The sequence below is a fragment of the Sulfitobacter sp. S190 genome, from assembly GCF_025141935.1.
Taxonomy (GTDB): Bacteria; Pseudomonadota; Alphaproteobacteria; order Rhodobacterales; family Rhodobacteraceae; genus Sulfitobacter.
The window spans coordinates 2,236,944-2,250,898 of the sequence record NZ_CP081120.1 but is presented as its reverse complement, the minus strand read 5'-3'; the positions used below and the strand labels follow the sequence as shown (position 1 = coordinate 2,250,898).

The following is a 13,955-nucleotide window of genomic DNA, read 5'->3' as shown; positions in this document are numbered from 1 at the left end:
AATTTGAAACATCAGATCGGAAAAGTGATTGAGGTCAAAGGCGATTCGATAGCCGTCGCACTAATGGATTTCGACGGTGAGAGTAACGTTGGCGTACCCGAAGAAATGGCCGTTGATGTCACTACTCCCGACGGTCCTGTGAATATCTTAATCGGCCAACCTGGCTCGTTTGTAGAATTGTCTTTGCCCAACGGTACTTTGCTTTGCTTGGTCACAGAAACTAGGATGAGGGAGGCCAATGTTGGAGCCGCTGAAGTGAAAACAACAGTTGCAGCAGGTGATTATGTTGTGGATCAGGTCTTGAGGCAACTCGTAACGATCCCAATTGGAACTATGGATGCCACTGGAGAATTTGAGCGAGGAACCAATGTTCTACCGACGGTAAACGCGCCTGTCTTCGCGGTGCTGCCATTGACGATCAACAACATCTATACGAGCTTTGCCGAAGGCGATTTCTCGTTGGGAAAGCTATCTCTCCTGCCAGAGCAAGATGCTAAAATGAACCTTGATGCGTTTCTTAGCCGTCATGCTGCAATACTTGGTCAAACCGGTGGCGGGAAGTCTTGGACTGTCGCTTCGGTCTTGCAGAAGATCGCAGCCTTCCCTCAATCCACAGTCCTACTCCTAGATCTGCATGGGGAGTATGCTCAGGCATTCGGTGATGAAGCTGAAGTCATTTCGGCCGCTGATATTGAAATGCCATATTGGTTGATGAACGCTGAAGAAATCCTGTCTCTGATGATAGATCGGGCCGAGTCCAGTGCTCCAAACCAAAACGCAAAGTTTAAGGAACTTTTGCAGGCTGCAAAGGAAAATCATCCTGAGAATGCCGCACTTGGATTGGAAAAGGTGACCATCGACACACCAGTGTACTTCGATCTCACGGAAATTATCGACGAATTCACACGTCTTGATATCGAGATGGTTCAAGGTTCTACTAAAAAAGTAAAAGGCCCGCTTCACGGGCAGTTTACTCGCCTTCTTATGCGGCTTGAGTCACGGTTAAACGACCGACGTTACGACCTTATTTTCAAGCCCCAGACATATAACACCAGCGCCTCAATGGATGATCTATTCCGCAAACTGCTTGGTGAAGAAAGCTCAAATCGTAAGAAGATTGTCGTTCTTGATCTCAGCCCAGTACCTTTCGACGTTAGAGGCTCTTTGATTTCGTTAACATTGAGGTGCTTGTTTGATTTTTCTTACTGGCATAGCCGCCTCAAAGGTTCGCGTTTTCCGATTTCGATCTTTGCAGATGAGGCTCATATCTACTTGAGCGACTCTGCATCAAATCAAGCACCTAGAGAGTCCGCTGAAAGGATTGCTAAGGAAGGGCGAAAATACGGCATTAGCCTCACGGTGATTAGCCAGCGGCCCAGAGAGATGTCGTCTACGATCTTGTCGCAGTGTGGAAGCTTTCTGTGCTTAAGGATTTCCAACCCAGATGACCAATCATATGTTCGCAATCTGCTACCAGACTCGGTGCGAGGAATTACATCGATGTTCTCTTCCTTGAGACGTGGTGAAGCGATCCTCATTGGCGACTCTATGATTATGCCCACACGCATCAAAGTTGACAAACCCAAACCCACTCCTGACAGCGCTGATGCATCATTCACCGCCTTGTGGAATGAAGAGCCCGCGGAGCTGGATGTTGCAGGGGTGTTGGCGACTTGGCGAAATCAAAAGGTTCCTAGCTAATGTTGGAAGCTCGAAGGGCGGAAATTGAGTCTTGGGTTGAATTTTGGTCTATTTCGGAGGGACATAGTGTTTGCTTTTTTGAGAAGAATTGTAGGTGGTCAGAAAGCTATTGGAGCAGTGGAAAACACCACGCAATCCGTAAACGTTAGCGATGAACGTGTGCCTTTCGTTGCGGGTCTCAGCCTCGAAGATATCGAGCACGAAAGCAGAAGCAGACTAGAAGCCATGTCGGCTCAGATGCCTGGGGGCGATTACTTCGCTTTGCTCGAAAAGTTGCAAAACGCAATCTCCGAGAAAAGGTACGCCGACGCGGCAAAAGCTGCCCACTTGAGTATCACTCCGCTCCGAGATTGGTTGAGTGACCCTAGAGGGCATGGGGAGCGCCTACACCTCCGTATTCCGGCGTTGCAACAAGGCGGTACTATGATGGCGCTGAATGGTGACACCAAGGGGCTTTCAAAGGTGATCGATCTCACACGTGAGTTCGATCACTTAGAGCCATACAGGTCTGATGCCGAGAAGCATTTAAAGTCTGCCGAGCTTTTTGAGCGTATTCGACAACTTGTCGCGTCAAAACCTGGTGTGCTGCAAAACAAGGTCAAAGCGGAACTCAACGAACAAGATGGTCGTCATATAGGCAACCTGATTTCCTGGCTGGTAAAAGCTGGAGAGATATCGAGAGTGCAAAGCGGAAAGACATATGCGTTGAGCAAGGCCGAACTTCCATCAAATTCGGTCAAAACCAACTTGCTCGAACAGGGTGCACCTTCGCCGAGTCCCGCATTTCCTAAGATAGATACCTCACTCGATTTGCACAGATTTTTGAACCAAACATATCGATTTGTGGCTTTAGACGTCGAAACAGCAAATCAGCAACATAGCAGCATATGCCAAGTCGGATTGGCAATGGTCGCCACTAATGGTGACATCGAAACCATCAGCATTCTTGTTGACCCGGAGCAAGGCTTTGAGAGTTTTAATGTCACCCTGCACGGCATTGACGAAATAACAGTAAAGGGCGCTCCTTCATTCAAGGAAGTCTTGCAATTCTTGCGGCCGTTTCTGGAGCGACACGTCCTTGTACAACACAGTAATTTTGACAAGCAGGCGTTCAACGCTGCCAGTAAATACTATAGCGTTCCAGAGCTGAGAGCGACTTGGGTAGATAGCGTTCAAATAGCACGTAAGGCCTGGCCAGAACTGAAAGGCAATGGCGGTCACGGCTTGGCTAGCTTGAAGACTCACCTAGATTTAGAGTTTGAGCATCACGACGCTGAAGAGGATGCTCGAGCTGCTGCTGAAGTTGTTCTTTTGGCGGAAACGGTAACAGGTGAAGACTTCTCAGAACTGGCGAAGCCGAGTAAGCAGAAATACCAAACTTCAGTAGCTGTTTCAGGCAATCAAAATGGTCCGCTTTACGGTCATGTTGCGTGCTTTACGGGGCAACTGGCGATGTCGCGTGTGGAAGCAGCTACTTTTGCTGCCGGAGCTGGGATCACAATCAAAACAGGCGTTTCTAAGAAGGTAACGCTACTGATCGTCGGTGACCAAGATATCTCGACGTTAGCAGGACATGATAAAAGCAGTAAGCATCGGCGTGCGGAAGAACTGCAGCGTGAGGGACATGAAATCAGGATTTTGGGAGAAACGGAGTTTCTTAAACTGGTCGCAATTGACTGAATGTCAGCTTACCAAAAGCTGCATCGCAGTGTCCTGAATGTTGGTCAACGGCAGCTTAGGGCCGTCCCTGCCAGCGGCCCGCAGTATTAGATTTCAATTGCCTCAGATATGGCCAAAGCATCTTCAAGTTCGACACCAAGATATCGGACAGTGCTGTCCATCTTGGTATGCCCCAACAAAAGTTGGACAGCACGAAGGTTGCCCGTTTTTTTATAGATCTGCGTCACCTTGGTCCGTCGCATCGAATGAGTGCCATAAGCGGTTGCTTCTAGCCCAATCGACGTAACCCAATCCCGAACGATCCGCGCGTACTGACGGGTTGAGATGTGCAGACGCTCGTGGAAGCGGCCTGGCCAGAGATACTCGGACCCAACCATTAGCGGGTCTTCCATCCATTTCGCAACAGATGCCCGGGTGCCCTCCGAAATTTCGAACCGTACGGGTTTCTGTGTCTTGCTTTGCAGTACCGACGCCCGCTCCTTGATCTGGACAGACGCCATCACATCGACGACTTGCATGCGACAAAGATCACAACCGCGTAGCTTGCTATCAATCGCCATATTGAAGAGAGCAAGATCACGATAGTTCTCTGCAAGCTCGAGCCGAACCCTGATCGCCCAGACATGCTTTGGCTTTAATGGGCGTTTCTGGCCGACGATACGGCCCTTGTTCCAGGCAGGGCGAAGTGCGCGAATGGCAGGTAAGTTTGGTGTTTCCATGACTGATCCTCCGATCCGCCATGCCCTCCCACAACGACAACCCGACGTTGACGGCCCAGTATATCATGCCTTGCTTTGTCGCAGCTGAATTTTCGAGAGCTTAGGCGCGCGACACGGCTGTAGTCTCTGCCGCTGCCAAAGAACGAAAGCCATACAGCTTCCTCAACTATCGCAATAGCTGCAGGTCTTGGTGTGTACATCAACGATCGATGTTTCGCCTAGTCGTTGCACCAAGCTTTCCTCAATGTCTTCAAGAACTTCTGAGACACGTCGTTGCAGATCGGTTTCGACATTGCAGTGAGATGGTTCAGCTATATCGGAACTGCCGGACACAAGCCTTTCGTCCAATGCCAGATAAACATCCGCCAGCGTGATGATTTCAGCTGATTTCGCCAGTTTCCAGCCGCCTGCATGCCCTTTTTCAGACGCCAGCAATCCGGCTTCACGCAGCTTTCCAAGGACCCGCCGCACAACAACAGCATTCGTGCCTGCATGCGCGGCAATATCCGCAGACGTGCGCGTGCGGCTGGGGTCACCAGCCATGTGACTCAGCGTGTGGAGGGCAAGGGAAAGGCGGCTGTTGCGCTTCATGTGCTGATTTCCTTCTGATTGATAAAGCACGTAACTATTGCGGTTGCATTTGTCTAGTAACTGCGTAAGTTGCGTGATCATCTCAGACCGCGACGGAGCGCATTAATGTCAACAAACAGGCCCTATGCAAGCAACCTTGGACAATGCGACCTGCGCCGTAAGCGGCGCAATAGTCATCCCATGGATACCTATGATGGCCTGCCGCAACCCGTCCGCCAATGGGTCGCGCAAGCCGCCTTGCCGTGGTCCCCGAACTCGGTTCGCCGCATTTGGTCAAAATCGCGCGCGAAAGGGCTATCGCACGATGAGGCCCTGCACACACTGACCCAAGCCGAAGCCCGCACACTTGCGCGCGACCGGCAATCAACCGCTTTCAAACTGAATTCTCCGACCTAAAGGAAATCCTCATGTCGTTCTTTTCCCGCCTTGCGAGCGCAGCGGCGCTTTCGCTGATCGCCGCCCTCCCTGCCACTGCCCAAGAGGGCAGTTTGACGATCTCAATCGGGTTTGGCCCCACCGCCGAAGTTCCCGACCCGCGCGCGGGCTATAACGGCTGGATGTCGAACCAAACCGGCGTGACCGAGACGCTGATGGGGATCGATTATGAGATGAAACTGTATCCCCGCTTGGCCGAAGGGATCGCGCAGTCGTCGCCAACAACATGGCGCGTCACATTGCGCGACGGGCTGACCTTCCATGATAGGTCCGCTGTCACTGCGCAGGCGGTCATCGACGCGATTGCACCCATCGCTGACGAAGAACACGAAGGTCATAACGCGCGGATCGCAGGCTTACTTGACCTTGCCGGAATGTCCGCCGACGGCGACAACGTTGTTGTGTTTGAGACGAACAGCCCGAACGCGGCCTTCCCTTGGACATTGTCCGAACCGGGCATTGCAATCCTAGGTGCGGCCTCAGAAGCGTTTCCGATCAATGCTACAGGCCCCTTTGTGTTCAAAGAAGCGGTTCCCGAGCAGCTTTACCGCGTTGAGGCAAATGATAATTACCGCCTTGGTGCGCCGGGACTTGAAGAGGTCCGCGTGGTTGTTTCGACCAACCCGGCCACGGCGGCTTTGGCGTTTGAAGCGGGCGAAGTTGATCTGGTGATCAACTACCCCGAGACCGATTTCACCCGGATCAAAGAAACCGGCGCGCAAGGATTTTCAGCTCCCACCGCGCGGCTCTATTTCTACACGGTGAACGCAGCCAGCGGTCCGATGGCCAATCCATTGATCCGGCAGGCAGTGTCTTATGCCATCGACCGCGAAGGCATCGTGCAGGCGGCTTTGTCCGGTGTGGGCGGTGAAGCGGCAGGCACAGTCTACCCGGCGGGAACAGGTTGGGCCGCTGACATTGCCGCCAGCTATGATCCCGCGCGGGCCGAGGCGTTGCTCGCCGAAGCGGGCGCCGTCAAAGACGGCGACACATGGATGCTGAATGATGAGCCGCTTGAGATCGATATTGTGACCTATTCCTCGCGCGCCGCATTGCCGCCCACCGCCGAACTGACGCAAGCCTTTCTGTCTGCCATCGGCGTGAAGGCGAATATCACTGTCGGTGAATGGGGTGCGAGCAACGACGCGATTGCCGCTGGAGAAGCCGATCTGTTCTTGCAGGCTTGGGTCACCACCCCGCAGGGTGATCCGGGCGCTGTGCTTGAAACACTCCTGCGCTCTGACGGGGGCTCCAATGCGGGCCAATATGCGAACGCAAAGCTTGATGCGCTGCTTGACGATGGTCGGCTGACTTTTGACCATGATGGCCGCAAGGCGATCTATGATGAGGTGCAGCAGATCATTGCGGATGATGCAGCTATAATCCCCGTCTTCCACGTCAGCCAAACCAATGTTGGCGTACCCGGTCTGACAGGCTACCGTGTGCATCCGACAGAAACCTATTGGATCACCCACGAGACAAAGCTGACCGAATGACTCTGAACGCAGTCGGCCTGAGCGCAATCCGCTCGGGCCGCACGATCCTTCATCCCACATCGATAGAGATCGCATCGCGAGGCCGTATCGGCCTCGTTGGTGCGTCTGGGTCTGGCAAATCCACGCTGGGCCATGCACTGATCGACGATCTACGCGCGCAAGGGCACAGCGTCGCCCATGTGCCGCAAAGCCCGGATGAGGCGCTCGACCCGCTGCGCTCGATGGCGTTTCACTGGCGCGAGGCAGAGGTTGCGTTGGGCCTGGCGCCGGGGGGCGCGGATCAGGCGGGGCTTTTCGGGGCGCTGAAAATCGCGGGCGGTGATCTGCGCAAACGGCCTTGGGCCTGGAGCCGGGGCATGCAGCAGCGGTTTGTGATTGCCATGGCGCTGATCGGCACGCCTGATTTGATCGTGCTGGATGAACCGACGTCTGCGCTTGACCCCGTTGTCGCTGCCGCCACGATGGAATTGCTAGGCGCTTTTCTCAAAGGGCGGGACACAGCGATGGTCCTGATCACCCATGATCTGGGGCTTGCCGCGCGCCGTGTTGATACGCTGATGGTCATGGAAACCGGGCGCTTGGTCGAACAAGGCACGACCGCCGACGTGTTAGAGCGCCCCCAGACACCCGCCGCCAAAGCGCTTTGCGCGCACCGCAATTGGATGGCCTTGCCGTGCTGAAGATCAACGCCCTGTCTGTTGTGCGCGGATCGCGGATGACGCTGGACGATATCACCCTGTCCTTGCCTGCCGGTAAAACGCTGGCCATCGTCGGCGAAAGCGGCGCGGGTAAGTCGACGCTGATCGGGGCTATTCTGGGATTGGTGAAACCGGCCTCTGGCGATATCACTTGGAACGATACCGCAGTGCGTTACATTCGCCCGGCCCTTGTCACGCAAGAGCCGCGTGCGGCGTTTAACCCGGTGCTGCGCCTGCGCCAGTCCGTCATGGAACCCGTCGTCGCGCAGGGTATTATGTTGGCTGAAGGCAGGCTGGAACAGCTTTGCATTGGGCTGGAATTACCACCTGACCTTCTGGATCGCCGCCCGCATGAAGTGTCCATCGGGCAAGCCCAACGCGCAGGCATCTTGCGCGCTTTGATCGCGAGCCCGCCTTTGGTTTTATTCGACGAACCGCTTTCCGCGCTTGATGCGGTGACGCAGAAACACACCGCACAGGTGATCGCAGACGTGCAAGCCGCGGAAGGATTCGCCGCGCTGATCGTCACTCACGACCTTGGCTATGCCGTCGCCCATGCGGATCAGATTGCCGTTCTCAAAGACGGACACATCGAAGAAATCGCGGGTGCGAAAACCTTTGCGCTGAACCCGCAATCAGCCTACTGCCGCCGCTTGCGTGACGCCGCAATCGCCCTTGGCGCGCTTGAGGCTGTGGCATGATCAAGACCATCGGCGGCCTTATCCTACGCGCGATCGTGGTGCTGTTTGGCACTGCAATCCTGACATTCGCGCTGCTGTGGAACGCGCCCGGCGATCCGGCCCAAGCCATCGCCATGGCCCGCTTTGACGCGCTGTTAACCCAAGATGTTGTCGATCAGGTCCGTGAAGAGGTGGGGCTGAACCGATCCTTCTGGCAGGCCTTTGGCGATTGGCTGAGGCCACTGCTGCGGCTGGATTTGGGTTATTCGGCGGTGACAGGCCGCCCGGTTTGGCCGGACCTGCGGGCCGCGATCAGTTATACATTCCCGCTTGCCTTCGCAGCGCTTGCCATCGGTCTGGCCATATCGATCCCACTTGCCATCCTTGCCACAAAACGCCCGGGCAGTTGGCTGGATAGGTTTGCCGTTGGCATCGCGTCACTTGGAAATGCGATCCCGTCTTATTGGCTGGGTCTGATCCTGATCCTGATCTTTGCCGTCCAACTCGCGTGGCTTCCGGCCCTTGGGGCCAGCACCCCGGCCCATGCAATCCTGCCCGCACTAACCCTTGGGCTTGGGGTCGCGGCCTCGCTGACACGGATTATCCGCTCGGGCATCCTAGAGGCACGCATCCAACCGTTCCTGCCTGCGTTCCGACGCAGAGGGGTCGCCGCACAGTCGATCGGCCGCGATCACATCGCGCCGCACGCGGCCATTCCTGTCGTCACGGTCTTCGGGCTGGAACTTGCGTTCTTGTTGGAAGGGTTGGTCCTTGTCGAAGTGATCTTTGGGCGGCCCGGATTGGGCACGTTTCTGGTGCAGGCGATTCTGGCCCGCGACTTTTCACATGTGCAAGCCGTCGTCGTTCTGACGGCACTGGTCTTTGTCACGGTTAACCTACTGATCGACCTAATTTACCGCGCCATCGATCCCCGCATCGGAGAGCACAATGCGTAGCGTCTGGGCGCTGGTGATCGTCTTGGTGCTGCTCACGGGGCTCGGCCCGATGCTGGCACCCTATGATCCGACGGCGATTAATATTCCAAAACGCTTGGCCCCCCCAAGTACAGAGTTCCTTTTGGGCACCGACGCCTTGGGCCGCGATATCCTGTCCCGCCTGATGCACGGCGCGCGCTGGTCGCTTGGGCTGGCCTTCCTGATCTCGGTGATCAGCCTTGTGGTCGGCACGACAATCGGGCTGATTGCAGCCCTTGGCGGCAAAGTTGCGGATTGGATCATGATGCGCTCCACCGACACATTCTTGGCTTTCCCAGAACTGGTCGCGGCCATTGTTATCGCAGGCCTGATGGGCGCGGGCACATGGAGCCTGATCTTCGCCCTCAGCGTCACAGGCTGGATGCGCTACGCACGGGTGGCGCGCGGCATCGGCCTGTCGGTCCAAAACCAAGGCTATGTGGTGCAAGCGCGATTGGCCGGGCTGCCTCGCTGGTCCATCGCACGCTGGCATTACTTGCCGTCGCTGGTCCCGTCGCTGACCGTCGTCTGGACGGGCATGTTCGCGCGGGCGATCCTTGGAATATCAGCGCTTGGGTTCTTGGGCTTCGGGGTGCAGCCGCCCAACCCCGAATGGGGATCGATGCTACTGGACGCGCGGGTTCATTTGCGGTCCACACCGCTGCAAATGATCTGGCCGGGCCTTGCCGTGGTCATCTGCGTGCTGGCCATCAACCTGAGCGGCGACGCCTTGCGCGATGCGCTGGCCAAGCGAGACGTTCAAGAATGAGCGGTCTTGATAGACCATCGTTGGGGATCAGCCTGCGCATTCTGTCAGGGCTACTGATGGGCGGTATGTTTGTTAGCGTGAAGGCCGTCAGCGCGGACGTGCCGCTGGGGCAGATCGTGTTCTTCCGCTCGTTTTTCGCAATTCTGCCGCTGCTTATTTTCCTCTTGGTGCGAAACGAATTCCCCGGCGGCCTTGCCACCAAACGCCCCGGTGCGCATTTTCTGCGGGCGAGCTTCGGCGCGCTTGCTTTGTTCGCATCTTTCGCCGCCGTTGCGCGGCTGAACCTCGCCGAAGCGATCCTGATTGCGCAACTTTCCCCCATCCTAATGGCCGTCGGTGCCGCTATCTTACTGTCCGAGCGGCTGACCAAATGGCGCGTTCTGGGCCTTTTGTTTGGGTTCTTAGGCGTCATCGTCCTTGTCTGGCCGGAACTTATAGCTTCGCGAGGTGATGCACGGCTTTTGGGCTATGCCATTGGGGTTAGTGCTGCCGCCCTGTCCGCGCTTGCCCTTATCATGGTGCGCAGTCTGAACCAGACGGAAAGCCCCGGCGCGATTGCGCTTTATTTTGTTCTCGCCTCCATGATCGGCGGGATCGCAACCCTGCCATGGGGATGGATCACGCCGGACTGGGCGACCCTCGGACTGCTTATCCTATCGGGTCTTTTCGGCGGCTTTGGGCATATCGCCATGACATTGGCCTTTCGATACGCAGAAGCATCGCGGCTGGCACCGTTTGAATATATCGCCCTGCTTTGGCCACTCCTCGCGGACCTCTTCATCTTCCGCCTCAGCCTGTCAAACAGCTTTATCCTCGCCGCCCCACTGATCTTGGCCGGTGCAGTCATTGCGGCAGCAGAGAAACGAAATCGCAAAAGCCGCTCTTGGTTTGGCCGAAGAAGGTAGATCAGATTGCCGATAAATTGCGGAACATTTGTAGTTTGAGTTGTCGATCAATGTCCGTTCTGGGGAAGCTGCACTGCGGCGTCGCGAACGCCGGCCAATGTCTCCTTTGGGCCGGTCCCCGACGTCGCTAGCTAGCATAAGAGGTCAAATGCTGCGCTTGCTCCAAGGTCGGAAGAGAGTCCAAATTGCTCGATGCTGCGCGATGGATGAAGGTCTGCTATGCTCGCCTTATGCAAGCACCTAAAAAACCAGAAACTTCAGCAATAATTACGCCACCTTTGCGCCCATTCCGTCCTGATGATGCCTACACTGTGGCGCGGTTGAATGACATGGCGTCGGGAGGACTGCTGTTCAACACTTGGGAAAAAGCGGCAGGAGAGGATGGAGACTCTTGGGAACAGGGGCGATTGCAACAGATTGAGCAGGTGAATTCTGGATGGGTTGTGATTGTGCTGGATCAAGGCAACGGGGTCGAGGCCGTTCTCATGGGGCAACCACACGCAACTGATTCCGTTCCGACAGACGGCGTGGACCCGATTTGGACTCCTCTTATGGAGCTTGAGAACATGGTTCCAGGGAGTTGGTGCCTCAACGTCATCGCAACTCTGCCAGAATTTCGCGGTCAGGGGCATGCAGCGGTGCTGATGCAACAGGCTGAAATGCTCGCCCGTGACGGCCATCACCCATCCCTTGCGCTTGTCGTGGCCGACGAAAACGTCGGTGCGATCCGGCTTTATCAGAAATGCGGCTTCTCGGAGTTTGCTCGTCGCTCAATGGTAAAAGGCGATTGGGACGGACCGGGGGAAGACTGGGTGCTTATGGTAAAGCCGTTGTCAGATAGTTGAGAATTCAGGTGCCAAATGGATGAACAAAATTTTCGGGACGCAATTATTTCAGATACAGACCGCTGCTTTGCTATTGAGACCTCAGCCTACGAAGGCGACGAAGCCGCAACCCACACCAAAATTTCCGAACGTATTGCGACCTATCCTGAAGGCTTTCTGATCCTTGAAGTAGACGGAGAAGTCGTTGGCTTCATCAATAGCGGCTGCGCTTACGAGGTCGAGATGTCTGACGAGGACTTCAAAGAACTCATCGGACATGACCCAGATGCCCCGAATGTTGTCATCATGTCTGTGGTGGTCGACCCAACGGTACAAGGTCGCGGTTATTCACGTGCGCTGATGGACGCATTCATCGGACGGATGCGAAGGATGGGAAAATCATCAATCCATCTCATGTGCAAAGAGCATCACGTTCCGCTCTATGAGAGATTTGGGTATAGTTATCTAAGACCATCGACCTCTGACCATGGTGGAATGATTTGGCACGAGATGTCTTTGGATCTTTGAAAGACTGATTGGTGGAACCTTTGGGAGCGGACATTCGACTTTGCAATGGGAAAGTCGGCTAAGTCCCGCAGACTGAACGTTCAATCAGTTCCAGATTTCGCGAATGCAGCGAACGGCAGCAATGCGGGCTGCATCTACAGCAATTCCATCAGGTGCTGAGAGTCCGCTAAGGGCCTTCCTAGTCTTACCGATGGCCACGGATAGAGTCGATGCTGCGCCGCCTTTGGAAACGATGAGGCTAAGTCTTAAATGCTCGGTTGGCGCATGCCGGGAGTTTTCATTTGCGACAGGCGCTAGTGCAGCATTTTGGCAAGGACCGGCCTGCGCATCCTGAGCACCCGACCCGCCTCGTCCCCTTTTCCCATCCGCATCAGCACGTTTGCATAGGTCAGTTCCAAAATGTCCCGCTGCGCGCGGCTGCCGCCCAGTCGGGCATGGTCGTTCATCACGGGGGTTAGCGCCTCTAATGCGCCCGTCCAGTCTTCCCGCAGGATCGCCTGAATGCCGCTCGACACGGGTGCGACAAGATCAGCGGCGAACCCCTTTTCCGCACCGGCCAGCTTGTCCAGCCGGTCGCCATCACCGGCCATGGCATGTGCAAGGGCTGCGTGAATGTCGGCAAAGCTCTGGCCTGCTTCAGGAAAGCATTTCGCGGCATAGGCGCTCAGGGTCGCCCAGCGTTCACGTGGCACTTCCACCCCTTGCAACTGAGCGCGCCAATAGATGGCTGCAGTGTCCGTCAGCACATTAATCGGCAGGGCAGAGGGGCAGGCACCCGGTGCGACACTGGCATCCACATGCGACCACATTTTGGCGTGGTCCCCAAGATAAAGGGCCCATAGCGCTGCGTGCCAAGCCAAATGCACTTGCATGATCCCGCGCCGGTCATACCCGGTCATCCAGTCCTCGAGGTAGTCGAGACCCGCCTGCGTCTCCCCAAGCTCATATTGCGCATGCGCTTTGAAATGGGCGGCATTAGAGTTCGCGTTGTTGAGCTCAAGTGAGCGCTCCATCAATCTCAGCGATGCCTGTGGGTTCCCGGTCTCGCATAGCGATAAAGCCTGCATGCTCATCATCCACCAGTCCTCGCCATAGTGCGGCGCGAGCATGGAGGTATAGGCGAGCAAGTCCGACTCCCGTCCAGGGCAGCCCGAAAAGCCAATGAGACCGAAGACGTTGGTGCCGGCCTGAACGGCAAGCGCATCAAGAGGGTAGTCGACGGCGTGTCGCTTCACGGCCTCGCGCGCTTCCGGCACGCGGCCCGACAACATCAAGTCGAGAATCCCGATATGCGCCAATTCGCGGTCGGATACGGAGCTATTGACCTCTTTTGCATTAGAGATCGCCGCCTTCGCGCCCGCCATATCGGCGTCATACATCAGCGCGCGCGCCAACCCGGCATGACCCAACGCAAACCCCGGGTCGATTTCTACTGCGGCACGGAAGGCATCTGTGGCGCCAAAGCTGGCTTCCAGAATGTGGTCCACCCCTTTGCGATAGGCTGCTGCTGCCGCATCGGACGTCGTGCCGAGCGCATTGCCATATCTATCTTCCATTACTGATTCCCCGTCTTCTGCTTCCGGAAGCTTAGCCGGACGGCCGGGCTGGAGCCAAACTCACATTTGTCTTGAGATCGACGCGACAACCGGCGAAGGTCCCAATCAGAGTTGGTTCAACTGGCTTTGTTGCGGGAAGCGGCAAGCAGAGGGTGGCAGCAATGAGCCCGAAGTCACGTTAGTCAAATCTGTCTTTGATTGCCCGTGCGTTGCACAGGCAGCGCCCGAACCGCCCCCACGGGGCGGGCGCGTGAAACTCTATAGGAGAGGAATGGCCGCAAAATACCGCACTGTGTGAGTTCGAGTGGTGCCAAAATTTGGACTTGCAGCGAATGGCCGCGATGCGGACTGCGACCGCAGCATTAGAGTTGGTCGGCGAATGGCAGCAAAGGGCCGTCC

14 protein-coding genes are annotated in these 13,955 nt (G+C 56.0%); 11 read left to right on the top strand and 3 right to left on the bottom strand.

Features of this window, described 5'->3' with window-relative positions; all coding sequences use genetic code 11:
- The first annotated feature begins 3 nt into the window (after positions 1–3).
- Complete coding sequence (locus tag K3756_RS11280; RefSeq protein ID WP_259987433.1) at positions 4–1,701, top strand: ATP-binding protein; 1,698 nt, start codon at positions 4–6, stop codon at positions 1,699–1,701.
- A gap of 66 nt (positions 1,702–1,767) precedes the next feature.
- A complete protein-coding gene (locus tag K3756_RS11275) occupies positions 1,768–3,381 on the top strand; it encodes an exonuclease domain-containing protein (protein ID WP_259987430.1) in 1,614 nt (537 codons plus the stop codon).
- Between the two features lie 86 nt (positions 3,382–3,467).
- On the opposite strand, the gene K3756_RS11270 is transcribed toward K3756_RS11275, so the two are convergent.
- Entirely contained in the window at positions 3,468–4,100 is a 633-nt protein-coding gene (locus tag K3756_RS11270; protein ID WP_259987428.1) for a tyrosine-type recombinase/integrase, read from the bottom strand.
- Positions 4,101–4,262: 162 nt separating this feature from the next.
- The gene (locus tag K3756_RS11265) at positions 4,263–4,691 is read right to left on the bottom strand and encodes an Rrf2 family transcriptional regulator (RefSeq protein WP_259987426.1); all 429 of its coding nucleotides are present in this window, start codon (positions 4,689–4,691) and stop codon (positions 4,263–4,265) included.
- A gap of 105 nt (positions 4,692–4,796) precedes the next feature.
- Between K3756_RS11265 and K3756_RS11260 the strand changes: the two genes are divergently transcribed.
- The 9 genes from K3756_RS11260 (at position 4,797) to K3756_RS11220 (ending at position 12,000) form a co-directional block, all read left to right on the top strand.
- Complete coding sequence (locus K3756_RS11260) at positions 4,797–5,087, top strand: DUF6525 family protein (RefSeq protein WP_259987424.1); 291 nt, start codon at positions 4,797–4,799, stop codon at positions 5,085–5,087.
- A gap of 11 nt (positions 5,088–5,098) precedes the next feature.
- Positions 5,099–6,622 (top strand): ABC transporter substrate-binding protein, encoded by a 1,524-nt coding sequence (locus K3756_RS11255; RefSeq protein WP_259987422.1) that lies wholly within the window; start codon positions 5,099–5,101, stop codon positions 6,620–6,622.
- A complete protein-coding gene (locus tag K3756_RS11250; RefSeq protein ID WP_259987420.1) occupies positions 6,619–7,302 on the top strand; it encodes an ATP-binding cassette domain-containing protein in 684 nt (227 codons plus the stop codon). Before K3756_RS11255 ends, K3756_RS11250 begins: the two co-directional genes overlap by 4 nt.
- Entirely contained in the window at positions 7,296–8,021 is a 726-nt protein-coding gene (locus K3756_RS11245) for an ABC transporter ATP-binding protein (RefSeq protein ID WP_259987418.1), read from the top strand. Before K3756_RS11250 ends, K3756_RS11245 begins: the two co-directional genes overlap by 7 nt.
- Entirely contained in the window at positions 8,018–8,956 is a 939-nt protein-coding gene (locus tag K3756_RS11240; protein WP_259987416.1) for an ABC transporter permease, read from the top strand. Before K3756_RS11245 ends, K3756_RS11240 begins: the two co-directional genes overlap by 4 nt.
- Positions 8,949–9,743 carry an ABC transporter permease gene (locus K3756_RS11235; RefSeq protein WP_259987415.1) on the top strand — a complete coding sequence of 265 codons (795 nt, stop codon included), beginning with the start codon at positions 8,949–8,951 and terminating at the stop codon, positions 9,741–9,743. The genes K3756_RS11240 and K3756_RS11235 overlap by 8 nt, the downstream gene beginning before the upstream one ends.
- Positions 9,740–10,648, top strand: a complete 909-nt coding sequence (locus tag K3756_RS11230) for a DMT family transporter (protein ID WP_259987414.1) — start codon at positions 9,740–9,742, stop codon at positions 10,646–10,648. Before K3756_RS11235 ends, K3756_RS11230 begins: the two co-directional genes overlap by 4 nt.
- Before the next feature lie 185 nt (positions 10,649–10,833).
- The gene (locus K3756_RS11225) at positions 10,834–11,493 is read left to right on the top strand and encodes an N-acetyltransferase (RefSeq protein ID WP_259987413.1); all 660 of its coding nucleotides are present in this window, start codon (positions 10,834–10,836) and stop codon (positions 11,491–11,493) included.
- A gap of 15 nt (positions 11,494–11,508) precedes the next feature.
- Complete coding sequence (locus tag K3756_RS11220) at positions 11,509–12,000, top strand: GNAT family N-acetyltransferase (protein ID WP_259987412.1); 492 nt, start codon at positions 11,509–11,511, stop codon at positions 11,998–12,000.
- A gap of 293 nt (positions 12,001–12,293) precedes the next feature.
- Here K3756_RS11220 and K3756_RS11215 read toward each other — a convergent pair whose 3' ends face one another.
- Entirely contained in the window at positions 12,294–13,487 is a 1,194-nt protein-coding gene (locus K3756_RS11215) for a tetratricopeptide repeat protein (protein ID WP_259987411.1), read from the bottom strand.
- Positions 13,488–13,955: the final 468 nt, after the last annotated feature.